At 71.3% G+C, this 24,295-nt stretch carries 19 protein-coding genes and 1 pseudogene; 10 read left to right on the top strand and 10 right to left on the bottom strand.

Features of this window, described 5'->3' with window-relative positions:
• Positions 1-594 (bottom strand): biotin transporter BioY, encoded by a 594-nt coding sequence (locus ACFW2Y_RS20000; RefSeq protein WP_384880763.1) that lies wholly within the window; start codon positions 592-594, stop codon positions 1-3.
• 262 nt (positions 595-856) lie between these two features.
• Between ACFW2Y_RS20000 and ACFW2Y_RS19995 the strand changes: the two genes are divergently transcribed.
• From ACFW2Y_RS19995 to ACFW2Y_RS19985, 3 genes are all read left to right on the top strand, one after another.
• Positions 857-2,344 carry an amino acid permease gene (locus ACFW2Y_RS19995; RefSeq protein ID WP_384880761.1) on the top strand — a complete coding sequence of 496 codons (1,488 nt, stop codon included), beginning with the start codon at positions 857-859 and terminating at the stop codon, positions 2,342-2,344.
• 61 nt (positions 2,345-2,405) lie between these two features.
• Complete coding sequence (locus tag ACFW2Y_RS19990; protein WP_384880758.1) at positions 2,406-3,818, top strand: amino acid permease; 1,413 nt, start codon at positions 2,406-2,408, stop codon at positions 3,816-3,818.
• A gap of 179 nt (positions 3,819-3,997) precedes the next feature.
• Positions 3,998-4,642, top strand: a complete 645-nt coding sequence (locus tag ACFW2Y_RS19985; RefSeq protein ID WP_384880755.1) for a superoxide dismutase — start codon at positions 3,998-4,000, stop codon at positions 4,640-4,642.
• A 110-nt stretch (positions 4,643-4,752) separates the two neighbouring features.
• Here the strand turns inward: ACFW2Y_RS19985 and ACFW2Y_RS19980 are convergent, their stop codons facing one another.
• Complete coding sequence (locus tag ACFW2Y_RS19980) at positions 4,753-5,388, bottom strand: DsbA family protein (RefSeq protein WP_384880752.1); 636 nt, start codon at positions 5,386-5,388, stop codon at positions 4,753-4,755.
• Positions 5,389-5,531: 143 nt separating this feature from the next.
• Here ACFW2Y_RS19980 and pepN (ACFW2Y_RS19975) point away from each other — a divergent pair, with 143 nt between their 5' ends.
• On the top strand, positions 5,532-8,078 hold the full coding sequence (gene pepN / locus ACFW2Y_RS19975) for an aminopeptidase N (protein WP_384880749.1): 2,547 nt from the start codon (positions 5,532-5,534) through the stop codon (positions 8,076-8,078).
• Positions 8,079-8,249: 171 nt separating this feature from the next.
• Positions 8,250-9,254 (top strand): hypothetical protein, encoded by a 1,005-nt coding sequence (locus tag ACFW2Y_RS19970; protein ID WP_384880745.1) that lies wholly within the window; start codon positions 8,250-8,252, stop codon positions 9,252-9,254.
• Between the two features lie 3 nt (positions 9,255-9,257).
• Here the strand turns inward: ACFW2Y_RS19970 and ACFW2Y_RS19965 are convergent, their stop codons facing one another.
• The 6 genes from ACFW2Y_RS19965 to ACFW2Y_RS19940 all read right to left on the bottom strand — a co-directional run bounded on the left by ACFW2Y_RS19965 (position 9,258) and on the right by ACFW2Y_RS19940 (position 13,406).
• The gene (locus ACFW2Y_RS19965) at positions 9,258-10,406 is read right to left on the bottom strand and encodes a serine hydrolase domain-containing protein (RefSeq protein ID WP_384880742.1); all 1,149 of its coding nucleotides are present in this window, start codon (positions 10,404-10,406) and stop codon (positions 9,258-9,260) included.
• A gap of 113 nt (positions 10,407-10,519) precedes the next feature.
• The gene (locus ACFW2Y_RS19960) at positions 10,520-10,987 is read right to left on the bottom strand and encodes an NUDIX hydrolase (protein WP_384880739.1); all 468 of its coding nucleotides are present in this window, start codon (positions 10,985-10,987) and stop codon (positions 10,520-10,522) included.
• Between the two features lie 9 nt (positions 10,988-10,996).
• Complete coding sequence (locus ACFW2Y_RS19955; RefSeq protein ID WP_384880736.1) at positions 10,997-11,545, bottom strand: HPP family protein; 549 nt, start codon at positions 11,543-11,545, stop codon at positions 10,997-10,999.
• Between the two features lie 33 nt (positions 11,546-11,578).
• Positions 11,579-12,442 carry a pyridoxamine 5'-phosphate oxidase family protein gene (locus ACFW2Y_RS19950; protein WP_384880734.1) on the bottom strand — a complete coding sequence of 288 codons (864 nt, stop codon included), beginning with the start codon at positions 12,440-12,442 and terminating at the stop codon, positions 11,579-11,581.
• Positions 12,384-12,764, bottom strand: a complete 381-nt coding sequence (locus ACFW2Y_RS19945; protein ID WP_384880731.1) for a hypothetical protein — start codon at positions 12,762-12,764, stop codon at positions 12,384-12,386. The genes ACFW2Y_RS19950 and ACFW2Y_RS19945 overlap by 59 nt, the downstream gene beginning before the upstream one ends.
• 186 nt (positions 12,765-12,950) lie before the next feature.
• The gene (locus ACFW2Y_RS19940; protein ID WP_384880728.1) at positions 12,951-13,406 is read right to left on the bottom strand and encodes a VOC family protein; all 456 of its coding nucleotides are present in this window, start codon (positions 13,404-13,406) and stop codon (positions 12,951-12,953) included.
• A 130-nt stretch (positions 13,407-13,536) separates the two neighbouring features.
• Between ACFW2Y_RS19940 and ACFW2Y_RS19935 the strand changes: the two genes are divergently transcribed.
• The 4 genes from ACFW2Y_RS19935 (at position 13,537) to pepN (ACFW2Y_RS19920) (ending at position 21,608) form a co-directional block, all read left to right on the top strand.
• On the top strand, positions 13,537-14,079 hold the full coding sequence (locus ACFW2Y_RS19935; protein ID WP_384880725.1) for a CGNR zinc finger domain-containing protein: 543 nt from the start codon (positions 13,537-13,539) through the stop codon (positions 14,077-14,079).
• Between the two features lie 206 nt (positions 14,080-14,285).
• Complete coding sequence (locus ACFW2Y_RS19930) at positions 14,286-17,606, top strand: S8 family serine peptidase (protein WP_384880722.1); 3,321 nt, start codon at positions 14,286-14,288, stop codon at positions 17,604-17,606.
• A gap of 185 nt (positions 17,607-17,791) precedes the next feature.
• Positions 17,792-18,808, top strand: a complete 1,017-nt coding sequence (locus ACFW2Y_RS19925; protein ID WP_384880719.1) for an aspartate-semialdehyde dehydrogenase — start codon at positions 17,792-17,794, stop codon at positions 18,806-18,808.
• Between the two features lie 211 nt (positions 18,809-19,019).
• A complete protein-coding gene (pepN, locus tag ACFW2Y_RS19920) occupies positions 19,020-21,608 on the top strand; it encodes an aminopeptidase N (RefSeq protein WP_384880715.1) in 2,589 nt (862 codons plus the stop codon).
• 122 nt (positions 21,609-21,730) lie between these two features.
• Here the strand turns inward: pepN (ACFW2Y_RS19920) and ACFW2Y_RS19915 are convergent.
• Both ACFW2Y_RS19915 and ACFW2Y_RS19910 read right to left on the bottom strand, forming a co-directional pair.
• Positions 21,731-22,501 (bottom strand): annotated as a pseudogene (locus ACFW2Y_RS19915) (LysR family transcriptional regulator).
• Between the two features lie 127 nt (positions 22,502-22,628).
• On the bottom strand, positions 22,629-23,597 hold the full coding sequence (locus ACFW2Y_RS19910; protein ID WP_384880712.1) for a DMT family transporter: 969 nt from the start codon (positions 23,595-23,597) through the stop codon (positions 22,629-22,631).
• 144 nt (positions 23,598-23,741) lie between these two features.
• On the opposite strand from ACFW2Y_RS19910, the gene ACFW2Y_RS19905 reads away from it, so the two are divergent.
• Positions 23,742-24,254, top strand: a complete 513-nt coding sequence (locus ACFW2Y_RS19905; protein WP_384880709.1) for a MarR family winged helix-turn-helix transcriptional regulator — start codon at positions 23,742-23,744, stop codon at positions 24,252-24,254.
• Positions 24,255-24,295: the final 41 nt, after the last annotated feature.

Below are 24,295 nucleotides of genomic sequence, written 5' to 3'. Positions count from 1 at the left end.
TCAGCCCTTGCGCTCGACGAGCTTCCAGGCGGCCGGCAGGGCGCCCATGGCGAGCGCGGCCTTGAGGGCGTCGCCGATGAGGAACGGAACGAGGCCGGCGCTGACTGCCTGGCCGAGGGTCATGCCGGTGGCGAGGGCCAGGTAGGGGACGCCGACCGCGTAGATGATCGCGGAGCCGAGCGCCATGGCACCGGCCGTGCGGAGCACCGAACGGTCGGCGCCGCGGCGGGCGAGGGCGCCGACGACGGTCGAGGCGAGGAGCATGCCGAGGATGTACCCGAAGGAGGGCATTCCGTAGCCGGAGCTGGCCTGGGCGAACCACGGGACGCCCGCCACTCCCGCGACCGCGTACAGGGCGAGGGAGAGGAAGCCGCGGCGGGCACCGAGGGCGGTGCCGACGAGCAGGGCGGCGAAGGTCTGGCCGGAGACCGGGACCGGGGAGCCGGGAACGGGGACCGCGATCTGCGCGGCGATGCCGGTGAGGACGGCGCCGCCGACGACCAGGGCGATCTCGCGGGCGCGGCTCGCCGGAAGCAGATCGGCGAGGACGGCGCCCGCGGGGAGGGAGCGGGCGGGGGCGACGGCGGTGCTCATCGGGTACTCCGCGGGGTGAGGGTGGGAGGGACAGGTTGACGCTATGCCAGGAGTGAACGGTCGATCACCGTCAGCCGCCGACAAAGGGAACGGCAGCCACTTCATTGGGTTCTGACAAAGGCACATCCTCACACCTCGGATCACGTGACCCTTGTCACGTGGACATCCTAAGGAGACGCACCTTTTGCTCTCTCAAGAGGTCAATGGAGAGACTGTGGGGTCTCCATAAAGCTCCTAATCCCCGAGAACGTGAGTTCCTTCCATGCTTGACGCTCCGACGTCCTCTCCGACCACCGGTCCGCCCGTCGAACCGGAGCCGCCGTCCCACGGCTTGAAGCAGCGTCACCTGACGATGCTGGGGCTCGGCGGGGTGATCGGCGCCGGGCTCTTCGTCGGCTCGGGCGCCGGGATCGCGGTCGCCGGCCCCGGCATCGTCGTCTCGTACCTGCTTGCCGGCGGGCTCGCGATGCTGGTGATGCGGATGCTCGGCGAGATGTCGGCCGCGATGCCCTCCTCGGGGTCCTTCTCCGTCCACGCGGAGCGGGCGCTCGGCCGCTGGGCGGGCTTCTCGGTGGGGTGGTTGTACTGGTTCCTGCTCGTCGTGGTCCTCGCCGCGGAGGCGACGGGCGCGGCGCGGATCGCGCACGGTTGGGTTCCGGACGTGCCGCGGTGGGGCTGGGTGCTGCTCTTCATGGTCGTCTTCACCCTGGCCAACCTGGCGTCGGTGAAGAACTTCGGCGAGTTCGAGTTCTGGTTCGCGGCGCTCAAGGTCGGCGCGATCGTCCTCTTCCTCGTGCTCGGAGTGCTGGCGATCGGTGGCTGGCTGCCCGACACGGACCCGGCGGGGCTCGCCAACCTGACCGGGCAGGGCGGTTTCCTGCCGCACGGCTGGTCGGGGGTCGTGTCCGGGGTGCTCGTCGTGGTCTTCGCCTTCGGCGGCCTGGAGGTCGTGACGATCGCGGCGGCCGAGTCGGACGATCCGGCACGGAACGTGGCCCGGGCGGTGCGCAGCGCGGTGTGGCGGATCCTCTTCTTCTACGTGGGCTCGATGCTGATCGTCGTGACGCTGCTGCCCTGGACCTCGATGGAGCCGGGCGAGTCCCCCTATGTGGCGGTGCTGGACGCCATCAGCGTTCCGGGAGCGGGCCGGATCATGGACGTGGTGGTGTTCGCCGCACTGCTCTCGGCCCTCAACGCGAACCTGTACGGGTCGTCCCGGATGCTGTTCTCGCTCGCTGGGCGGGGCGAGGCCCCGAAGGGCTTGCTCCGGCTCTCCGGGCGGGGCGCCTCCCACCCGGGCGCGGCCGGGAGCGGGGGTGGGGTGCCGCGCCGGGCGGTGCTCGCCTCGGTGGCGTTCGGCTTCGCCTCCGTGCTGCTCAATCTGAAGTGGCCGGACTCCGTCTTCCTGTACATGCTGAACGCGGTCGGCGCGGTGTTGCTCTTCGTCTGGGCGCTGATCGCCGTCTCACAGTTGCGCCTGCGGCGCCGGATCGAGCGCGAGGCGCCCGAGCGACTGAGCCTGCGGATGTGGGGCTTTCCGTGGCTCACCTGGACGGCGCTCGCCGCGATGGCCGCGGTGCTGGTCCTGATGGTGCTCGATGCCGGGACGCGACCGCAGGTGTTGTGGTCGGCGGGAGCCGTCGGGATGGTGCTCCTGGTGGCCGGAGTGCGCGAGCTGCGCACGGAAGGGGGCCGGTCGTTCACTCCGGGTGAAGCAGGTGCCCGGATATCGGACACCCGCTCCCCCTGAGTGGTGTGTCCCCCCAGACTGTGGGCCCCTCCCCGTCTCAGCTAGTGAACAGGGTTCGCCCATGTCTCGGACCACTGCGCCCGCGCCGGCCGACCGCAAGGACGGTGCGACCGCACCCGTCGAGGGCCTTGCACACGGCCTGAAGCAGCGCCACCTCTCGATGATCGCCCTCGGGGGCGTCATCGGTGCCGGACTCTTCGTCGGATCGGGCACCGGCATCGCCGCCGCCGGCCCGTCGATCGTGATCGCCTATGCCCTCTCCGGTGTCCTCGTGATGCTGGTGATGCGGATGCTCGGCGAGATGTCGGCCGCGAACCCGGCCTCAGGCTCCTTCTCCGTCCACGCCGAGCGGGCCTTCGGCTCCTGGGCGGGCTTCACCTCGGGCTGGGCCTTCTGGTTCCTGCTCTGCGTCGCCGTCGGCCTGGAGGCCATCGGCGCCGCCGACATCATGACCGATTGGCTTCCCGGCACCCCCGAGTGGGCCTGGGTCGCGCTCTTCGTCGCCGCCTTCTGCGCCACCAACCTGGCGGCGGTGAAGAACTTCGGCGAGTTCGAGTTCTGGTTCGCGGCGCTCAAGGTCGGCGCGATCGTCCTCTTCCTCGGCATCGGCGTCCTCGCGATCGCCGGCCTCCTGCCCGGCACGGACTCCCCCGGCACGACGAACCTCACCGGGGACGGCGGCTTCTTCCCGCACGGCTCCGAAGGGCTGGTCGTGGGCCTGTTGGCCTCCGTCTTCGCATACGGCGGCCTGGAGACGGTCACCATCGCGGCGGCCGAGTCGGAGCAGCCGGTGCAGGGCGTGGCGAAGGCCGTGCGCACGGCGATGTGGCGGATCGCGCTCTTCTACGTCGGCTCCATGGCGGTGATCGTCACGCTCGTCCCGTGGGACGCCGAGGAGGTCACCGAGAAGGGTCCGTACGTCGCCGCCCTCAACCATCTGGGTATCCCGGGGGCCGGTCAGATCATGGACGTGGTGATACTCGTCGCCCTGCTCTCCGCGATGAACGCCAACGTCTACGGCGCCTCCCGGATGGCCTGCTCGCTGGTCGCACGCGGCCAGGGCCCTCGGGCGCTCGGCCGGCTCTCCCACGGGGTCCCGCGGCCGGCGGTGCTCGTGTCCTGCCTCGTCGGCTTCGGCTGCGTGCTGCTGAGCCACTGGTCGCCGGACCGGGCCTTCGTCTGGCTGCTCAACACCATCGGCGCGATCATCCTGGTCGTCTGGTTCTTCATCGCCGCCTCCCAGTTGGTGCTGCGTCGCCGCACCGAGCGCGAGGCACCCGAGAAGCTGGTCGTGCGGATGTGGGCCTTCCCCGTTCTGACCTGGGCGGCGCTGGCCGGCATGGCCGCGGTCTTCGTCCTGATGGCCCGTGAGGAGGGCACCCGGGTGCAGCTGTACTCGACGGGTGCGCTGACCCTGCTGCTCGCCGCGATCGGCTTTGTGCGCCAGAGGGCGGGAAGGGGCCGGACGTCCTGACCGACCCCGTACGACGAGACCCCCGGACCCGTGCTGGTCCGGGGGTCTCGTCGCGTCCGGAGGCGGAACGGCCGGGCACCGCCGTACGGGCGGGGTGATCGATCTCTGTACGCACCTACTGCTAGCCTGCACTTGCATATAAGTTGCAATAAGCAGGAGCGGTCAAAGGGGGCCCGTACATGGCGATCTACACACTTCCCGAGCTGCCGTACGACTACGCGGCGCTGGAGCCGGTGATCAATCCGCAGATCATCGAGCTGCACCACGACAAGCACCACGCCGCCTACGTCAAGGGCGCGAACGACACCCTGGAGCAGTTGGCGGAGGCCCGCGAGAAGGAACGGTGGGAGGCGATCAACGGCCTGGAGAAGAGCCTGGCCTTCCACCTCTCCGGCCACGTCCTCCACTCCATCTACTGGAACAACATGAGCAGCCCGAAGGACGGAGGGGGTGGCGAGCCCTCGGCGGCGGACGGCGTGGGTGAGCTCGCGGACGCGATCGCCGGTTCCTTCGGCTCCTTCGCCGCGTTCAAGACCCAGCTGACCAAGGCCTCCGCGACCACCCAGGGCTCCGGCTGGGGCGTCCTCGCGTACGAACCGCTCAGCGGCCGGCTGATCGTCGAGCAGGTCTACGACCACCAGGGCAACGTCGGTCAGGGCTCGGTCCCGATCCTCGTCTTCGACGCCTGGGAGCACGCCTTCTACCTGCAGTACAAGAACCAGAAGGTCGACTTCATCGAGGCCATGTGGCAGGTCGTCAACTGGCAGGACGTGCAGAAGCGCTACGCCGACGCCAAGGGACGCACCCCGCTCATCGGCATCTGAGAACGTCCTGCTCGTGATCGTCTTCTCCACCTTCACCGGGCAGGCGGATGAAAGGGAGGACCCCCGCGATGACAGGAATCGCGGGGGTCCTTCCGTGTCGTGCCCGGGGCCTACTCGAAGCTCGGCGCCGCCGTACGGGTGCGCTTGATCTCGTAGAAGCCCGGCGTCGACGCCACGAGCAGGGTGCCGTCCCACAACCGGGCCGCCGCCTCGCCGCGCGGGGTCGGGGTGACGACCGGGCCGAAGAAGGCGACCTCGTCGCCCGTCGGACCCGGCACCGCGATGACCGGGGTGCCGACGTCCTGGCCGACCTTCTCGATGCCCTCCTTGTGGGAGGCCCGGAGCTCGGCGTCGTAGGTGTCCTTGTCGGCGAAGTCCGCGAGGTCCTCGGGCAGCCCGACGTCGGTCAGGGCGCCCACGATCGCCTCGCGGGTCGCCCCCTCGCCGTTGTTGTGGAAGCGGGTGCCGAGGGCCGTGTACAGCTTCCCGACGACCTCGTCACCGTGCAGCACCTGGGCGGCCGTCACCACGCGGACCGGGCCCCAGGCCTGGGTCTCCAGCATCTCCCGGTACTCCGGCGGGAGCTCGTCGAGCCGGTTCTCGTTGAGCACCGCCAGGCTCATGACCTTCCAGCGGACGTCGACCGGGCGCACCTGCTCCACCTCCAGCATCCAGCGGGAGGTCATCCAGGCCCAGGGGCAGAGCGGATCGAAGTAGAAGTCGGCGGTGGTCCTGGTCTCGGACATGTCACTCCTCGGTAAGGCCGCGATGAAGGTGGTGCACCGAAAGGAGCCAACGCCGACGTCCCGTGACGGCATTCCCTCGTACCGCGCGACAGCGGCACGTGGGAAGATCGGTGCTGTTCCAAACGTGCCACGAAGGAGTGACCGTGCCCGGTGAGAACCTGTCCCGCGACGAGGCCCACGAGCGGGCCTCGCTGCTGTCCGTCGACGCCTACGAGGTCTTCCTCGACCTACGATCGGCGGTGGGCGAGTCCACCGAGGCGGTGCGCACCTTCCGCTCGGAGACGACGATCCGGTTCCGTCGCACCGGCGGGGGCACGAGCACCTTCGTCGACCTGATCGCCCCGTCGGTGAACGCGGTCACCCTCAACGGCCGCTCCCTCGACCCGGCAGCGGTCTTCGACGGCACGCGGATCGCGCTCGACGACCTGGCCGAAGAGAACACGCTGGTGGTGGACGCGCAGTGCGCCTACAGCCGGACCGGCGAGGGCATGCACCGCTTCGTCGACCCGGAGGACGGCGAGGTCTACCTCTACACCCAGTACGAGCCGGCCGACGCCCGTCGGGTGTTCGCCAACTTCGAGCAGCCCGACCTCAAGGCCCCGTACCGCTTCGCCGTGACCGCGCCGGAGGGGTGGACCGTCTGGTCGAACGGCGCGGGCGAGCAGGACGCGGAGGGCACGTGGCGATTCGCGGAGACGGCGCCGATCTCCACGTACATCACGTGCGTCGTCGCCGGCCCGTACCACTACGTCACCGACACCTACGCGCGCGGCGAGCTGGAGATCCCGCTCGGCGCGATGTGCCGCAAGTCCCTCGCGAAGCACTTCGACCCGGACGACATCTTCCTGATCACCAAGCAGGGCTTCGACTTCTTCCACGAGAACTTCGACTACCCGTACCCCTTCGGCAAGTACGACCAGGCCTTCGTCCCCGAGTACAACCTCGGCGCGATGGAGAACCCGGGCATGGTCACCTTCCGCGAGGAGTACGTCTTCCGGGGCAAGGTCACCCGGGCCTCGTACGAGGCCCGGGCCAACGTCATCCTCCACGAGATGGCGCACATGTGGTTCGGCGACCTGGTCACCATGGTCTGGTGGGACGACCTGTGGCTGAAGGAGTCCTTCGCGGACTTCATGGGCTCCTTCGTGAACGCCGAGGCCACCCGCTTCACCAACAGCTGGGTGACCTTCGCCAACAACCGCAAGGCCTGGGCCTACCGCGCCGACCAGCTGCCGTCCACGCACCCGATCACGGCGGACATCCGTGACCTGGAGGACGCCAAGCTCAACTTCGACGGGATCACCTACGCCAAGGGCGCCTCCGTCCTGAAGCAGTTGGTCGCGTACGCCGGCCGGGACGCGTTCATGGAGGGCGCGCGCCGCTACTTCAAGCGCCACGCCTACGGGAACACGCGGCTGGCCGACCTCCTCTCGATCCTGGAGGAGACCTCCGGGCGGGACATGAAGGCCTGGGCGAAGTCCTGGTTGCAGACCTCCGGCGTGAACACCCTGACCCCGGCCGTCACCTACGACGCGGAGGGCCGGATCGTCGAGCTCGCCGTCCTCCAGGAGGGCGACGAGCTGCGCCCGCACCGGGCCGCCGTGGGGCTCTACCGGCTCTCGGGCGGCGAGCTCGTGCGGTACGCACGGGCCGAGGCCGACGTCACCGGTGCCCGAACGGTCGTCTCCGCGCTCGCCGGCGAAGAGCGGCCCGATCTGGTCCTCGTCAACGACGACGACCTCACCTACTGCAAGATCCGCTTCGACGAGGGGTCGCTCGCCACCCTGCGCGCCCACCTCGGTGACATCACCGACCCGCTGGCCCGCGCGCTGGGCTGGTCGGCGTTGTGGAACCTGACCCGTGACGGGCTGATGCCCGCCCGTGACTTCGTCGCCGTCGCGCTCGCCTTCGCGGGACGCGAGACCCACATCGGCGTCCTCCAGATGGTGCACGGCTGGGCGAAGTCGGCCGTCACCCTGTACGCGGCGCCCGCGTGGCGCGAGGAGGGCGGGCGACTGCTCGCCGAAGGCGGGCTGCGCGAGCTGCGGACGGCCGAGCCGGGCAGCGAGCACCAGTTGACCTGGGCGCGGTTCTTCGCGGCGACCGCCTCCACCGAGGCCGACTTCCAGCTCCTGGAGGGGCTGCTCGACGGCACCGCCGAGGTCGACGGCCTCGATGTCGACCAGGAACTGCGCTGGGCACTGCTCTCCCCGCTGGCCGTGCACGGCCGGGCGGACGAGGCCCGGATCGGCGAGGAACTGGCCCGGGACGACACCGCGACGGGCAAGCGCCACCAGACCCGACTGCTGGCCTCGCGCCCCTCGTCCGCGGTCAAGGCACAGGCATGGGCGCAGGTCGTCGAGTCGGACGTCTTGTCGAACGCCCTGGTGGAGGCGACCATCGCGGGCTTCGTACAGCCCTCGCAGCGCGAGCTGATCGCCCCGTACGCGGAGAAGTACTTCGCCGCGATCGAGCGGTTGTGGGGCGAGCGGTCGATCCAGATCGGCATCGACGTGGTCCGGGGCCTGTTCCCGGGGCTGCAGGACAGCGAGGCGACGCTGGCGGCGGCGGACTCCTGGCTGTCGAAGCACGCCGGGGCGGCGCCGGCGCTGCGCCGACTCGTCCTGGAGTCGCGCGACGACCTGGCGCGGGCACTGCGGGCCCAGTCCTGCGACGGCGCGGCGGAGTGAGACCGTCACCGAGGGGGCCGCGGGCTTCGGTCCGCGGCCCTCTCGGTGGCATCGAAGGCGATGGGCCCCATCGGTACTCGAACGCGCGTACTTTAGGGCGGTCTTGTCCCCAATTGTCGACGGATGTGTAACAGGGGTTAGGGAGGCCTCGGGGGACGGAAGACCCCGAACATGAACCACAACACCCCCATCACCCCCCGCCCCCTCCCCCTCTCCTCCTGCACCGGCCGGACCCAACGCCTTGCTTCTGCCCAGCAGTTGAGGGCGCAGGGCGTTTCCGCCGCAGAGGTCGCCGCACAGTGCCGGCCCGGCGGCTGGCAGCAGCTGCTGCCGGGGGTGTTCCTGCTCCAGCCCGGGGCGCCGACCAGCGAGGACCGGCTGCGCGCCGCCCTGCTCTACGCCCGCGGGACCGGAGCGGTACCCCCGCAGGGACCCGAACCGATGATCACCGGGCTCGCCGCCCTGGCCCTGCACCGTCTCCCCTCCGCACCTCCGCTCACCGCCCTGGAGCGGATCGACGTGCTGGTGCCGCGCACCCGGCGCCTGCGCTCGACCGCTTCGGTGCGGGTGGTGCGCACCCCCGAGCCGCCGGAGCCGGTGGAGCTCACCGACCTCCCCGTCGCCCCCGTCGCCCGCGCCGTCGCCGATGCGGTGTCGGGCCTCTCGGACGCGGAGGCGGTGCGCCGGTTGCTCACCGATGCCGTGCGTGGCGGCCACTGCGAAACCAGCCTGCTGGTAAGGGAGTTGACTCGGCAGCGACTGCTCTCCCGGCCGCACGTGGTGGACGCGGTGGACGCGCTGCTCGCCGAGGGGCGCTCGCTCTCCGAAGAACGGCTCTACTCGATGGTGCGGGAGTTCGGACTGCCGGACCCGCTGTGGAACGTGGACCTGCGGTTGCCGGGCGGCCCGCACCTGGGTGGGGTGGACGCCTACTGGCCCGAGCACGCGGTCGCCGTCGAGCTGGACACCCGGGCGCCGCAGCAGGACGACGAGGAGCTGTGGAACGAGTACACCCGCAAGCGGGAGCACCTGGAGCGGCTCGGCATCACGGTCGTCCACCTCACCCCGCGCAAGCTGCGCGAGGCGATGGACCAGCAGGCCGCCGTGGTCTGCACCGCCCTGATGGCCGCGGCGGACCGGAAGCCCGCCGCGTACGTCGTCGTCCTGCCTCGGTGACGACTACCCCTCCGGGTCGGTGCCGCAGAACTCGGCTTCGACGACCTTCCCGCTGTCCCCCGTCCAGTCGGCGTTGAAGTTGCCGGCGAGGGAGTGCTCGCCGTCGCGGGTGACCTGGGCGAAGGAGGCGGAACCGTGGATGCCGCCGCCGTGGCCCCAGACCTCCTTGCCGCAGCTCAGCTCCTGCTTCATGAGCCCGAGACCGTACCCCACGTCCGGGCGGTTGGGGGAGATCGGGACCGTGGTGGTCATTTCCTTCAGCGCGGACTTCGACAGGAGCCGGCCCTTGAGCAGGGCCCGGTAGAAGGTCTGGAGGTCCCGGGAGTCGGAGACCATCTCTCCTGCCGCGCCCGCGATGCTCGGGTTGAGCGCGGAAACCTCGTGCACGGGGGCGTTCCCGTCCACGGAGAGCGTGGAGTACGCCGGGCTGCTGGGCTTCGGCATCGTCGAGCGGGTCCCGGGGACGCTGGTGGCACGCAGTTTGAGCGGCTTGATGATCCGGTTCTCGACGGCCTTTCCGTAGGGGCGCCCGGTGACCTCCTCGATCACCATGCCGGCGAGGACGAAGTTGGTGTTGGAGTAGTTCCAGTCGGTCCCCGGGGCGAAGTCGGGCTCGTGGGCCATCGCCAGGGAGACGAGCTGCCGCGGGGTCCAGGTGTCGTAGCGGTGCTCCAGGAACCCGGTGCTGAAGACCTTCTGCCGGAAGTCGGGGTCGCTGGTGTAGTTGTAGATGCCGCTGGTGTGGTTGAGCAGCTGGCGGACGGTGATCCTCGTACCGTCGTGACCGTTTCCGCGGACGACCCCGGGGAGCCACTTCTCGACCGGGTCGTCGAGGTCGATGCGGCCCTCCGCCTGGAGCTGGAGGAGGACGGTGGCGGTGAAGGTCTTGGTGATGGAGCCCACGCGGTAGCGGTCGTTGCCCTTGCGGTCGCCGGCCGTGCCGGTCCAGTGGTCGCGGCCGTCGCGGGCCTGGGCGACGGCTCCGGGGACGCCGGCGGCGACGGCCGTGTCGAGGGCCCGCAGGGTGGCCGCGTGGTCCTGTTTCGCGGAGGCGGCCAGGGCGGGAGCGGCCAGGGCGGGAGCGGCGAAACCCGCCAGGAGGACGGAGGCGGCGACGATGCGGACGGTGCGGACGGTGCGTGCGGTTGGCATGCGGACTCCCCTGACGTGCGGGCTGATCGGTCACGGGAGGGGACCGCGTTCCCGGCGGGGCGGGTTGAGAGGGATTCCGATGGTTGGGCCCTTTCCGGCCGCTCTCCGAAGGGTCAGCCGTTTCCCGGGGTGGTGAAGCGGGAACGGCCGACCGGCGGACGCTCCCGCCACAGGTCGAGGCCGATGTCGACGAGCTCGACACGGGTCAGGGAGGGCACGGAGTCGAGCGGGTGCCAGGCAGCGAGGTCCGTGGAACCGTCGATCTCGTTGCGCAGGGAACCCCCGGTGACCTGGGCCTCGTAGATGATCCGCAGCCCCTGCCAGTCACCGGGCCCGTCGAACCTCCTGAGCCAGGAACGCCGGATGGAGTCGACGCCGAGGAGGACAGTGGGCTCGACGAGGTACCCCGTCTCCTCCTCGACCTCACGGACGACGGTGCGGACGGGCTCCTCGCCGTGGTCCATGCCACCGCCCGGAAGGGTCCAGCGCTTGCTGCCGTCCTTCGCGACCCAGCGGGCCAGGAGCAGCTGCCCGTCACGCACACACACGGCGTAGGCCGCCACCCTCAACTCCTGCTGCATGCAAAGAGATTAGATCCAGTACCGGGGGTACGTCCGCCCCGCGGCACGGGCGGCCACCGGCCCCAGGGCGACCAGGAGGAGGGCCGCGAGGGCAAGGAGGCCGAGAAACGACCAGAAGGGCGGTGCCTGGAGGGCGACGATGACGGCCGTGGCCGCGGCGGGCGAGTGCGGGGTGCGGGCGAGCGTCATCGCGCCGAGGGCGAGACCGCCCGCGACGGCGGCGGCCCACGGCCCGGGTTCGGCCGCGGCGAGGACGCCGAAGCCGGTGAGGGCGGAGAGCAACTGGCCGCCGACGACCGAACGCGGTTGGGAGAGCGGGAGGTCGGGAGCGCCCGCGACCAACGCCATGCTCGCCGCGAGCGGCGGGATGAGCAGCGGCTGGCGGAGCAGGGCGCCGACCGCGACCAGGAGGAGGAGCGCGGTGACGGAGGCGGTGGTGGACACGAACACGACCCGCGGGCGGGGCCGGGCGGGAGGCCGGGGTCGGCCGGTCGCCGCCGGAACGGAGGGAGGCGTCACGGCGGGCACGGCGGCTTCGGGGGTCGGCACGATGGGCACGGGCGGTCCTTCGGACATCGGGGAGCGGAACGGTCAGGGAACGGCCGGATTGGCCGGGGAGTACGCGGGGGCCGACCAGCGCAGGGGGCTGCCGGCCGGGTCCTCGACCGTGCGGTCGACCCGGAGGCGGGTGAAGCGGCCCTCGGGGCCGTACTCGGTGTGCGCCCGGCCGCTGACCCGGAGCGTCCACCCCGTCCCCCAGTCCAGGAAGAGGACTCCGGCACGGCCGTCCGACTCCAGGTTGCCCAGGGTCAGGAACATCGCGTTGCCCGGGTAGTCACGCCAGCCGAGTTCGCGCGGGCCGTCGACCCGGACGAAGCCGGGGTTGCCGCCGCGATGGCTCGTGTCGACGCCGTCGGGGGCGGTCGTGGAGATGAAGAAGGTGTCGGCGGCGCGGATCCGGCGCGCCTGCTCGGAGGTGAGCGCCTCGCCGCGTCGCACGGCACCGGCTTCGGGGCCGGGGGGTTCGGAGCCGTACCACTCCCTCTTCTGCAGGTACTTGGGGCAGTTGGAGAAGACCTGCTCGGCCTCGACGGTGAAGCCGCGGCCGCTGGTCCGGGCGGTGCCGTTGAGCCGCATGCGGCGGCGGGTGCGGGGGTCGAGGGCGAGGGTGCCGACGGGGGCGCCTTCGGGGGTGTCCGCGGGGAGGGCTGCGGCCACCGAGACCGTGTGCGGCCCGACGGCCCGGACGAAGCCGGGCGGGCCGGTGAACAGATGGGACCAGACGTGCCCCTCGGTGTCCTCCGCACCGAGCATCAACATGGGTTGGGCCTCCAGGAAGGCGGCGGCGACCGGGCGGATGCCGGAGGTGATGGAACGGCTGATGCGGTCCGCGAGGTCACGGACGCCGACGCGCTCCTGCACGGCGAGGGAGCCGGGGTGGTAGGCGGTGTTCACGGGGACCTCCTGGGGAGCGGGGGGCGAGGGCGAGGGTGCCGACGGGGGCGCCTTCGGGGGTGTCCGCGGGGAGGGCTGCGGCCACCGAGACCGTGTGCGGCCCGACGGCCCGGACGAAGCCGGGCGGGCCGGTGAACAGATGGGACCAGACGTGCCCCTCGGTGTCCTCCGCACCGAGCATCAACATGGGTTGGGCCTCCAGGAAGGCGGCGGCGACCGGGCGGATGCCGGAGGTGATGGAACGGCTGATGCGGTCCGCGAGGTCACGGACGCCGACGCGCTCCTGCACGGCGAGGGAGCCGGGGTGGTAGGCGGTGTTCACGGGGACCTCCTGGGGAGCGGGGGGCGACGGGCGCGCCCCCGGCGCGGGGGTGGTGCGCGGGGCACGCCCGGCCGTTCCGCGTCGAGCCCCGGAGGAATCGGGGCGCTGGGACGTCCCGGGGCGCCCGGACGCGTTTCGGCCGTGGCTCCGGCCACCCGGGGGGGGTGAGGGGCCTTCGCCCGCCGCCTAGAAGAAACCGCAGGTGGGGGCGGTTTCCGAGGGGGCTTCGACGTGCTCCGCACCCTTCGGGACCGAAATTTCCAGGCGGGTCCCGTCCGGGTCGTGGAAGAAGATGCCGCCGGAGGCCGCCCCCTCGCGGTGGGCGACGACGCCCTCGTACGCGAAGGAAGCGCCGCAGGCGAGGAGCGCGGCCTCGGCGGCGCGGACGTGATCGATGGACTCGGCCTCGAAGGCGAGGTGGTGGAGACCGGGCCGGGCAGGGTCATAGGCGCCCCGGGACTGCTGCCAGAGGGTGAGCACGAGGCGGCCGTCCTGGCCGAGGAAGGCGTAGCGACTGCCCTCCTCCTCGCCCCGGCCGAGGACCTCGAAGCCGAGGACGTCGCCGTAGAAGGCGAGCGAGCGCTCCAGATCCGTGACGTTGAGGCCGACGTGGTGGGTGGCGAGCGTTCCGATCGCGGACATGACGCTTCCCTTCCTCTCGTGGCACGCCCCCCTCGGGCTAACCCTCTAATTCGACTTTAAGGGTTAGTTACGGCGAGGGTCAACCGCTCACGTAATCTTGAGGGGTTAGTTCCGCGAGGAGGGTGCCACCATGACCGCCGTCGACCCCCGGCCGCTCATCGGCGAGCCCGTCTCCCTGGACCTGCTCAACACCCGCTGGAACGTGGAGGGCGTCCGCCAGGACCTGCTGACGGACACCGACGGCCTCGCCGTCTGGCTCGCCGCCAACGGCCTGGAGGGGCGGTTCACCGCCGACGCCACCACCCTGCGGCACACCCTGGCCGCCCGGGACGCGCTCGCCTCGCTCGTCGACCGGCCCGGCGACCCCGCCGCCACCGCGCGCGTCGACGCCGTCCTCGACCACGGCCGCATCCGGGCCACCCTCACCACCGAAGGCCCCGGCGAAGAGGCGGAGTTCACCGATCCGACCTGGGGTCCGGCCTGGACCGCCGCCCGCGATTACCTCGACCTGCTGCGCACGGCTCCCGACCGGATCCGGGCCTGCGCCCACGAAGCCTGCATCCTGCACTTCTTCGACACCTCGCGCAACGGCACCCGCCGTTGGTGTTCGATGGCGGCCTGCGGCAACCGCGCCAAGGCCTCGCGCCACTACGCCCGCACCAAGGACCGATAGCACCCGGGGAACTCCCGCAGCACCTGGCACCCCGTCCCCTTGGGGGCGTTTCGTCCCGTGTGGCGCGTGTTCCGCACTGGCGGATGTGCGCCACGTACACATCCCGCCCCCCGTGAACCCTCCCCAAAACCCTGTCACTTGCGAAAGGCTGAGCGGTCATCCGGTACCGGAATCCGGACCCTCTTCTTTCACAAACAGGGATGTAAATGACCACCCCCAAAACGCAGAGCTCCATACCCGGACGCTCGACCCACGGGACGAGACGCGCGGCCCGCATCGCCGCCGCCGCCGGCCTCGTGACCGCGCTGGTCGCGGCAGGCGCCGCTCCGGTCCTCGCCGCCGACGATCCGACGAGCACCACTCCCCCGGTCAAGACCGCGGACCCCGCCGACAAGCTCGGCTCCACCGACGCCCAGCGGCTCTCCGAGGCCGAGGCCAGCGGCCAGCAGAACGTCACCGTGCTCGTCGCCACCGCGCCCGGCGCCACCGAGCAGGTCGCCGGCCAGTTGGACTCCGTCCCCGGAGCCTCCGTCGGCAAGCAGGAGGACAAGCTCGGCTACGTCCGCGCCACCCTCCCCGTCAAGAAGGCCAAGGCCGCCATCACGGCCGCGACCAAGCTCTCCTCGGTCCTGTCGATCGACCTCCAGGCGGAGATCGAGCTCGACGACCCGACCCCGGACGCCGGTACCACGAGTGCGGTCGACGGCACCCGTCGCAAGCGGACCTACACGGGCCCCGACGCGAAGACGCCCGCGAAGAACCCGTACAACCCGTCCTTCGAGACCGGTGCGGTCGAGTTCGTCCAGGACCACCCCAGGGCCGACGGCCGCGGCGTGACCATCGGCATCCTCGACTCGGGCGTCGACCTCGCCCACCCGGCCCTGCAGAAGACCACCACCGGCGAGCGCAAGATCGTCGACTGGGTCACCGCCACCGACCCGATCACCGAGGGCGACGGCACCTGGCGCGCCCAGGTCACCGAGGTCTCCGGCCCGGTGTTCACGGCCTCCGGGCAGAGCTGGAAGGCGCCCGAGGGGTCCTTCCGCTTCAACCGCTTCACCGAGGCGGTCACCGCGGGCGGAGACCCGGCGGGCGACATCAACCGGGACGGCGACACCACCGACGTCTTCGGCATGCTGTACGACCCGGTCGCCGGCACCGTCCGCGTCGACACCGACCAGGACGGCGACTTCACCAACAACGAGCCGATGAAGCCGTACAAGGACGGCTACCAGATCGGCTACTTCGGCACGGACGACCCGACCACCGACGTGGCCGAGCGGACCCCGTTCGTGGTGGAGATCCGCAAGGACGTCCCGATGGACCCGTACGGCGGGCCCTGGGTCGGCAAGAAGGCCGACTTCGTCAACATCGGTGTCGTCGAGTCCGCCCACGGCACCCACGTCGCCGGCATCACCGCCGCCAACGGCATGTTCGGCGGCCGGATGGACGGCGCCGCCCCCGGCGCGAAGATCGTGTCCGCCCGCGCCTGCACCTGGTCCGGCGGCTGCACCAACACCGCCCTCACCGAGGGCATGGTGGACCTGGTCGTCAACCGCGGCGTCGACATCGTCAACATGTCGATCGGCGGCCTGCCCGCGCTCAACGACGGCGACAACGTCCGCGCCCGCCTCTACACGCGGCTGATCGACGAGTACGGCGTCCAGCTGGTCATCTCCGCCGGCAACTCCGGCCCCGGCACCAACACCATCGGCGACCCCGGTCTGGCCGACAAGGTGATCTCGGTGGGCGCCGGCGTCTCCAAGGCGACCTGGGCCGCCAACTACGGCTCCGACGTCACGAAGAAGTACGCCATGTTCCCCTTCTCCTCGCGCGGTCCGCGCGAGGACGGCGGCTTCACCCCGACCGTGACCGGCCCCGGCTCGGCCATCAGCAGCGTTCCGACCTGGCAGGCCGGCTCCCCCGTGCCCGAGGCCGGCTACGAGCTGCCCGCCGGCTACGCCATGTTCAACGGCACCTCGATGTCCTCGCCCCAGGTCGCCGGCGCCAGCGCGCTGCTGATCTCCGCGGCCAAGCAGCGGCACATCGAGCTGTCCCCGCTGACCCTGCGCACCGCGCTCACCTCGACCGCCAAGCGGATCTCCGGCGTCGCGGCGCACGAGCAGGGCGCCGGCCTCGTGAACATCGTCGACGCCTGGGACTCGATCCTGTTCGGCGCGACCGCGCACGACTACAAGGTCGAGGCCCCCGTCGACACCGTGATCTTCCCGGCCCCGCACACCGGCACCGGCGTGTACGACCGCGAGGGCGGCCTCAAGGTCGGCCAGAAGAAGGTCTACGAGGTCACCGTCACGCGCACCAGCGGCCCGAGCCGCACGGTCTGGCACAAGCTGGACCTGAAGTACAACGACGGCACCTTCCGCCTCCTCGGCAGCCCCTGGGTGGCGCTGCCGCTGAACAAGCCGGTCACCGTCAAGCTGCAGGCCCGTCCGAAGGCCGCCGGCGTGCACAGCGTCATCCTGGAGGCCGACGACTTCTTCACCGAGGGCGTCGACAAGCAGATCATGGCGACCGTCGTCGCCGCCGAGGACCTGACGGCCCCCGGCTACCGCTTCACCGCCACCGGCTCCGTGCAGCGCAACGGCGTGAAGTCGTACTTCATCACCGTCCCGGAGGGCGCGAAGACCCTTGAGGTCGCCCTCGGCGGTCTGAAGGAGCAGAGCCAGACCCGGTTCATCGCGATCCACCCGTACGGCGTGCCGTTCGAGTCGACCGCGTCCAACGTCTGCTACCCGCACTACAACCCGGCGAACACCTGCCGTCCGGACCTGCGCTCGTACGCGAACCCGACCCCGGGCGTGTGGGAGGTCGAGGTCGAGGCCCGCCGCACCTCGCCCGACCTGGACAACCCCTACACGCTGGACGTGTCCGCGCTCGGCGCCGACTTCGACCCGGCGGTGCTGACCGTCGCCGAGGCGAAGGTGGGCACCCCGTCCGCCGTCGAGTGGAAGGTCACCAACTCCTTCGCCGCCATCGACGGCACGCTGAAGGGCGGTCCGCTCGGGTCCCAGAAGTCCGAGACCCCGACCATCCAGCACCACGAGAAGCAGACGAAGACCGTCACCATCGGTGAGGGCGTCGAGCGGCTCGACGTGGCCATCGGCAACACCTCCGACAAGGCCGCCGACCTCGACCTGACCGTCTACCTCGACGGCAAGCAGGTCGGTCAGTCGGCCGACGGCGACTCGGAGGAGTCCGTCTCCCTGCTCAAGCCCGCCGCGGGCACGTACACCGTCGTCATCGACGGCTACTCGGTCCAGGCCGAGGGCGGTACGACGTACGACTACAAGGACGTGTACTACTCGGCCGCGCTCGGCGAGGTGAAGGTCGACGGGTCCAAGCCGGTGAAGCTGGCCAACGGCGCGTCCGCCCAGGTCGCCGCCGAGGTCCTGGTCTCCGGGGCTGCTCCCGAGGGCCGGCAGTTCTTCGGCGAGGTCCAGCTGCTGAACGCACGCGGCACCTCCGCGGGCACCGGCAGCGTCCTGATCGGCGCCGTCACCCCGTAGCACCGCACGCGCGAAGGGGCGGGCACCGGTTCCGGTGCCCGCCCCTTCTCCGTTGCCCGCCCCTTCTCCGTCCTCCGGACCCGCCGGAACGCATCCCGACCCGTGGACAATGGATTGGACAAGGCGTACCGGGACATACGCATCATGGACAGCAGCACCTTGCACACACGTACGGAGGAGCACCCGTGAAGGTCGGAATCGTCGGAGCCACCGGTCAGGTCGGCACAGTCATGCGGAAGATCCTGGCCGAGCGGAACTTCCCGGTCGACGAGCTGCGGCTCTTCGCCTCCGCCCGCTCCGCCGGCACCGTCGTCGACGGCGTCACGGTCGAGGACGCGTCCACCGCCGACTACACCGGCCTGGACATCGTGCTCTTCTCCGCCGGTGGCGCCACCTCCAAGGCCCTCGCGGAGAAGGTCGCCTCACAGGGCGCCGTCGTGATCGACAACTCCTCCGCCTGGCGTCGCGACCCGGAGGTCCCGCTGGTGGTCTCCGAGGTCAACCCGCACGCGGTCAAGGACCGCCCCAAGGGCATCATCGCCAACCCGAACTGCACCACGATGGCCGCCATGCCGGTCCTCAAGCCGCTCCACCAGGAGGCCGGGCTCACCGCGCTGGTCGCCACCACCTACCAGGCCGTGTCCGGCTCGGGCGTGGCCGGTGTCGCCGAGCTGCGCACGCAGGCGTGCGCCGTGGCCGAGACCGCCGACCAGCTGGCCTTCGACGGCGAGGCCGTCGAGTTCCCCGAGCCCGCGGTCTACCAGCGCCCGATCGCCTTCAACGTGGTCCCGCTGGCCGGTTCCGTCGTCGACGACGGGACCTTCGAGACCGACGAGGAGCAGAAGCTCCGCAACGAGTCCCGCAAGATCCTGGAGATCCCCGAACTCAAGGTCTCCGGCACCTGCGTGCGCGTCCCGGTCTTCTCCGGCCACTCGCTCCAGGTCAACGTCCGCTTCGAGCGTCCGATCAGCGTCGAGCGCGCCCACGAGCTCCTCAAGGACGCCGAGGGCGTCGAGCTCTCCGAGATCCCGACCCCGCTCCAGGCCGCCGGCAAGGACGTCTCGTACGTGGGGCGCATCCGCGTCGACGAGACCGTGGAGAACGGGCTCGCGCTGTTCCTCTCCAACGACAACCTGCGCAAGGGCGCGGCGCTGAACGCCGTGCAGATCGCGGAGCTCGTCGCGGCCGAGCTCCAGGGCTGACCGCACGCCCCGGAGGGGCGGCTCCCCGTGACGGGGGCCGCCCCTCTCGCGTGCGCAGGACGGGCCCACGCGGGGACGGCACCCGCACCGCGTCCGGGCGGGGGCGGAGCCCCGGGGGCCGGCGGGGGCGGGCCGTGGAAATGCCCGGTGCGTCGCCGAGCCGCCCCATGGAAGGATGGCCCAAACGTCACGAAACCGAGGAGTTGACCGGGTGCCTGGGACAAACCTGACCCGTGAAGAGGCTCAGCAGCGGGCGGCGCTGCTGACCGTGGACGCGTACGAGGTCGAACTGGACCTCACCGGTGCGCAGGAAGGCGGCACCTACCGGTCCGTCACCACCGTCCGCTTCGATTCCGCCGAGGCCGGTGCCGAGACCTTCATCGACCTCGTCGCCCCCGCCGTCCACGAGGTCGTGCTCAACGGCCGCCCGCTCGACGTGGCCGCCGTCTTCCGGGACTCCCGGATCGCCCTGGCCCACCTGACCGCCGGCCGCAACGAGCTGAAGGTCGTCGCCGACTGCGCCTACACCAACACCGGTGAGGGGCTGCACCGCTTCGTCGACCCGGTCGACGACCAGGCCTACCTCTACACCCAGTTCGAGGTGCCGGACGCCCGGCGGGTCTTCGCCTCCTTCGAGCAGCCCGACCTGAAGGCCACCTTCCAGTTCACCGTGACGGCCCCGGCCGGCTGGAAGGTGATCTCGAACTCGCCGACGCCGGAGCCCGAGGGGCCCGAGGGGACGGTGTGGCGCTTCGCGCCGACCCCCCGCATCTCCACGTACATCACGGCCCTGATCGTCGGCCCGTACCACTCGGTGCACTCGACGTACGAGGGCAAGGACGGCCAGTCCGTCCCGCTCGGCATCTACTGCCGTCCGTCGCTGGCGGAGTTCCTCGACGCGGACCACATCTTCGACGTGACCCGCCAGGGCTTCGACTGGTTCCAGGAGAAGTTCGCGTACGACTACCCGTTCGCCAAGTACGACCAGCTGTTCGTGCCGGAGTTCAACGCGGGCGCGATGGAGAACGCGGGCGCGGTCACCATCCGCGACCAGTACGTCTTCCGCTCGAAGGTGACGGACGCGGCGTACGAGCGGCGGGCCGAGACCATCCTGCACGAGCTCGCCCACATGTGGTTCGGCGACCTCGTCACCATGGAGTGGTGGAACGACCTGTGGCTGAACGAGTCGTTCGCCACCTACACCTCGGTCGCCTGCCAGGCCTCCGTCACCGGCACCCGCTGGCCCAACGCCTGGACGACCTTCGCCAACGCGGAGAAGACCTGGGCCTACCGCCAGGACCAGCTGCCGTCGACCCACCCGATCATGGCCGAGATCAACGACCTGGAGGACGTGCTCGTCAACTTCGACGGCATCACGTACGCCAAGGGCGCCTCCGTCCTGAAGCAGCTCGTGGCGTACGTCGGCCAGGAGGAGTTCTTCAAGGGCGTGCAGGCGTACTTCCAGGCGCACGCCTTCGGGAACACCCGTCTGTCCGACCTCCTCGGCGCACTGGAGGAGACCTCCGGCCGCGACCTGAAGACCTGGTCGAAGGCATGGCTGGAGACGGCCGGCATCAACGTCCTCCGCCCGGAGATCGAGACCGACGAGAACGGCGCCATCACCGCCTTCGCGGTCAGGCAGGAGGCCCCGGCGCTGCCCGCCGGCGCCAAGGGCGAGGCCGTGCTCCGTCCGCACCGGATCGCGATCGGCTTCTACGACCTCGACGCGAGCGGCAAGCTGGTCCGCACCGACCGGCTGGAGCTGGACGTCGCGGCGGCCGAGCTGACCGTCGTCGAGCAGTTGGTGGGGAAGATCCGTCCGGCGGTCGTCCTCCTCAACGACGACGACCTGTCGTACGCGAAGGTCCGCCTCGACGAGGTGTCCCTGACGAACGTCACCGCGCACCTCGGGGACTTCGCCGAGTCCCTGCCGCGCGCCCTGTGCTGGGCCTCGGCCTGGGACATGACCCGGGACGGCGAGCTGGCCACCCGCGACTACCTGGACCTGGTGCTCTCGGGCATCGCCAAGGAGTCCGACATCGGTGTGGTGCAGTCGCTGCAGGGCCAGGTGAAGGCCGCCCTGGAGCTGTACGCCGCACCGGAGTGGCGTGCGACCGGCCTGGCCCGCTGGGGCGCCTTCGCCCAGGAGCAGCTGCGCGCCTCCGAGGCGGGCAGCGACCACCAGCTGGCGTGGGCACGGGCCTTCGCGGCGACGGCCCGCGAGGACGCCGAGCTGGACCTGCTCGCCGGGTTGCTCGACGGTTCCGAGGTCATCAAGGGCCTCGCGGTCGACGCCGAGCTGCGCTGGGCGTTCGTGCAGCGCCTCGCGGCCACCGGCCGCTTCGACGAGGCGGAGATCGCCGCCGAGCTGGAGCGGGACCGCACGGCAGCGGGCGAGCGGCACGCGGCCACCGCGCGCGCGGCCCGTCCGACGGAGGCCGCCAAGGCGGAGGCCTGGACCGCGGTCGTCGAGGAGGACAAGCTGGCGAACGCCGTGCAGGAGGCGGTCATCGGCGGCTTCGTCCAAGCCGACCAGCGCGAGCTGATCGCCCCGTACACCGCGCGGTACTTCGCCTCGATCAAGGGCGTCTCGGAGACCCGCAGCCACGAGATCGTGCAGCAGATCGTGGTCGGCCTCTACCCGACGCTCCAGGTCTCGCAGGAGACCCTGGACGCGACGGACGCGTGGATCGCCGAGCACGACCCGGTCCCGGCGCTGCGCCGTCTGGTGACGGAGTGCCGCGCGGGCGTCGAGCGCGCGCTGAAGGCACGGGCGGCGGACGCGGCAGCCGCGCAGTAGCACCCGGCCGCGGCCGGTCGAACGGAGAAGGGGCGCCCTCCCCCGCGGAGGCGCCCCTTCGCCGTGCTCGGGTTACGGCCGGCGCGCGTCGGTGCGCGCCCGCGCCGCCGAGCGGCAGCGGGTCAGCCACCCAGGCGGGCGTACCGGGCGCGCAGGTCGGTCGCCCCTGACCGGTGAGCGTGCCGTGGAGCCGCATCCGGGCGAGGCCCCCGTCGGGGAAGGCGTCGAGGCGAACGTGGGTGACGACGGCCTGCGCGGGCAACGTGAAGCGGTGCAGGGTGTCGGGCTGGAGGCGGGTGCGCGGGATGATCTCGAACCACTCGGCCCCGCCCCCGGCCTCGCCGTTGCGGCCCTGGAGCGCGATCCAACCGGCCGAGTTCCCCTTGAGGTAGGCGGTCTCGACCTCAACGGCGCGGACGGCCCCCTGGGCGGCGAGCGAGAGCGCGAGGTCGACCTCGCGCGCGGCGAGGAGTTCGTACGCCTCCGCCGCCTCGGCCTCCCTGACCCGGACGTCGAGGCCGGGGTGGGACGGTCCGCAGGTGCCGTACGGCGGGCACGAGGAGGGCGGGCACGGACGTCGAGAAGGCTGCGACCCGCACCCGTCCGGCTTCGCCCCACAGGTGTCCGTCGAGTTCGGCGTCGGCACGCTCCAGTTGGGCGAAGACGAGCTCCGCGCGGCGCAGGACGAGATGGGCGGCGTCGGTGAGCCGGACCCGCCGCCCCTGGGCCTCCAGGAGCTGCACCCCGAGCTGTTTGGCCAGGTTGGCGAGTTGCTGGGAGACGGCCGAGGGGGTCATGAGCAGGGCCTCCGCGGTGGCGGTGACGGTGCCGCGGTCGCGGAGGGTGCGGAGGGTGCGGAGGATCTGGAGCTTCTTGACGTCCCACTCGGTCATGGGGCGCAACCTATCGGGCGGGGCCGGCGGCGCCCCGCCGGGGAAGGCCGGGCTCGCACCACCGGAGAGGAGGGCGGATCGGCGGCGGGAGGAGCCCGGCGCGGCCGGTGGACGGCGATCGGGCTCCTCACCCCCGACCGTGCCGCGCTCCCTCTTCAGCCGGTTCGATTGAACCTTCCCGGGGATTTCCTTCGAGGACGCCGAAGGGTTCGACCTGCTCCCTGGACTCGGGAGCCTTGGCGCTCCGGGGGTTCAGCTGGCCGGCGAGGGTGGCGCCGAAGGCGATCGCCATGCCGAGCAGCTGCACCGGGCCGAGGGCCTGCCCGAGCGCCGCCCAACCGATGACGGCCGCGGTGATCGGCGAGAGCGGGCCGAGCAGGGTGGCGGAGGAGGCACTGAGCCGCTCGATGCCCCGGAACCAGAGGACGTACGAGACCGCGGTGTTGCCGAAGGCGAGGTAGGCATAGCCGGCCAGGTGCCCGCCGTCCAGGGCCGGCGGGGCGCCCTCGACCAGGAAGGCGACGGGCAGGATGACCAGGCCGCCCGCGGTGAGCTGCCAGCCGGTGAGCGCGAGGGAACCGACCCCCTCGGGGCGCCCCCAGCGCTTGGTGAAGACGATGCCGGCGGACATGGAGAGGGCGGAGAGCAGCCCGGCCAGCACGCCGACCGGGTCGAACGCGGCCCCGGCCTTGAGGACCACGAGGCTGACGCCGAAGGCCGCGGCGACGGCGCTGAGCAGCGTACGCACCGTGGGTCTCTCGCCGAGGAAGAGCGTGGCGAGGCCGACGACGAAGAGCGGCCCGACCGAGCCGACGACCGCGGCGACGCCTCCGGGGAGCCGGTAGGCGGCGAGGAAAAGCAGGGGGAAGAAGGCGCCGATGTTGAGGGCGCCGAGGACCGCCGACTTCCACCACCACGCGCCCTTCGGGAGGGTCCGGGTCAGGGCGATGAGCAGCAGCCCGGCGGGCAGGGCCCGCATGAGGCCGGTGAAGAGGGGGCGGTCGGGCGGGAGGAACTCGGTGGTGACGAAGTAGGTGGAGCCCCAGGAGATGGGGGCGAGGGCGGTCAGTGCGACGACGGCGGCCTTGCGGGACACGGCGGATTCCCCCTGGTTCGGTGTGCCGGACGGCCCGGGATCCGAAGCCCCGGATTGACTTGGCGCTAATTAACTTAGCACTAAGCTACTTGCTTGTAAGTGACTTTCTTGCGACTCGATCCCGCGGAAGAGGACACTGCCCCCATGAACACGAAGCCCTCCGACCCCGCCCACGACGCCGTCGACGCCATCACCGACCAGTGGGCCGTCGTCCGCCCCGACCTGGACACGGTGCCGATGGCCGTCTTCGGCCGCATCTACCGGCTGGCGAACGCCATGCGCGGCAAGGTGGACAAGGCGTACGCGCCCTACGGCATGGCGCTCGGGGAGTTCGACGTGCTGGCGACGCTGCGCAGGTCCGGAGAGCCGTACACGCTCTCGCCGCGCGAGCTGACCGCCACGCTGATGATCACCACCGGTGGCATGACCGGGCGGCTGGACAAACTGGAGAAGGCCGGGCTGCTCACCCGCAGCCCCGACCCGAACGACCGGCGCGGGCTACGGGTCACCCTCAGCGAGCGCGGCAAGGAGCTGGTGGACCGGGCGGTCGGAGCCGGCCTCGCGCAGCAGGCGGCGGCCCTGGAGTCCGCGCTCACCGAGGAGGAGGCGGAGCAGCTCGCCGGGCTCCTCAGGAAGCTGCTCGCGACGACCGCGTGACGGGACCGACGCACGCGAGGGCGCCGCACGGTACGACGTAC

This window comes from Streptomyces sp. NPDC058877 (assembly GCF_042742855.1).
Lineage (GTDB): Bacteria > Actinomycetota > Actinomycetes > Streptomycetales > Streptomycetaceae > Streptomyces.
Note: the sequence above shows the minus strand (reverse complement) of the source record. Positions and strands in the feature narration are given on the sequence as shown.

Excerpts from the sequence above, each read along its gene's own strand:
- ACFW2Y_RS19985 (WP_384880755.1), top strand. The coding sequence starts at position 3,998 with ATGGCGATCTACACACTTCCCGAGCTGCCGTACGACTACGCGGCGCTG.
- ACFW2Y_RS19935 (WP_384880725.1), top strand. The coding sequence starts at position 13,537 with ATGACCGCCGTCGACCCCCGGCCGCTCATCGGCGAGCCCGTCTCCCTG.
- ACFW2Y_RS19930 (WP_384880722.1), top strand. The coding sequence starts at position 14,286 with ATGACCACCCCCAAAACGCAGAGCTCCATACCCGGACGCTCGACCCAC.
- ACFW2Y_RS20000 (WP_384880763.1), bottom strand. The coding sequence starts at position 594 with ATGAGCACCGCCGTCGCCCCCGCCCGCTCCCTCCCCGCGGGCGCCGTC.
- ACFW2Y_RS19905 (WP_384880709.1), top strand. The coding sequence starts at position 23,742 with ATGAACACGAAGCCCTCCGACCCCGCCCACGACGCCGTCGACGCCATC.
- ACFW2Y_RS19970 (WP_384880745.1), top strand. The coding sequence starts at position 8,250 with ATGAACCACAACACCCCCATCACCCCCCGCCCCCTCCCCCTCTCCTCC.
- ACFW2Y_RS19980 (WP_384880752.1), bottom strand. The coding sequence starts at position 5,388 with ATGTCCGAGACCAGGACCACCGCCGACTTCTACTTCGATCCGCTCTGC.
- ACFW2Y_RS19960 (WP_384880739.1), bottom strand. The coding sequence starts at position 10,987 with ATGCAGCAGGAGTTGAGGGTGGCGGCCTACGCCGTGTGTGTGCGTGAC.
- ACFW2Y_RS19940 (WP_384880728.1), bottom strand. The coding sequence starts at position 13,406 with ATGTCCGCGATCGGAACGCTCGCCACCCACCACGTCGGCCTCAACGTC.
- ACFW2Y_RS19965 (WP_384880742.1), bottom strand. The coding sequence starts at position 10,406 with ATGCCAACCGCACGCACCGTCCGCACCGTCCGCATCGTCGCCGCCTCC.
- ACFW2Y_RS19995 (WP_384880761.1), top strand. The coding sequence starts at position 857 with ATGCTTGACGCTCCGACGTCCTCTCCGACCACCGGTCCGCCCGTCGAA.
- ACFW2Y_RS19990 (WP_384880758.1), top strand. The coding sequence starts at position 2,406 with ATGTCTCGGACCACTGCGCCCGCGCCGGCCGACCGCAAGGACGGTGCG.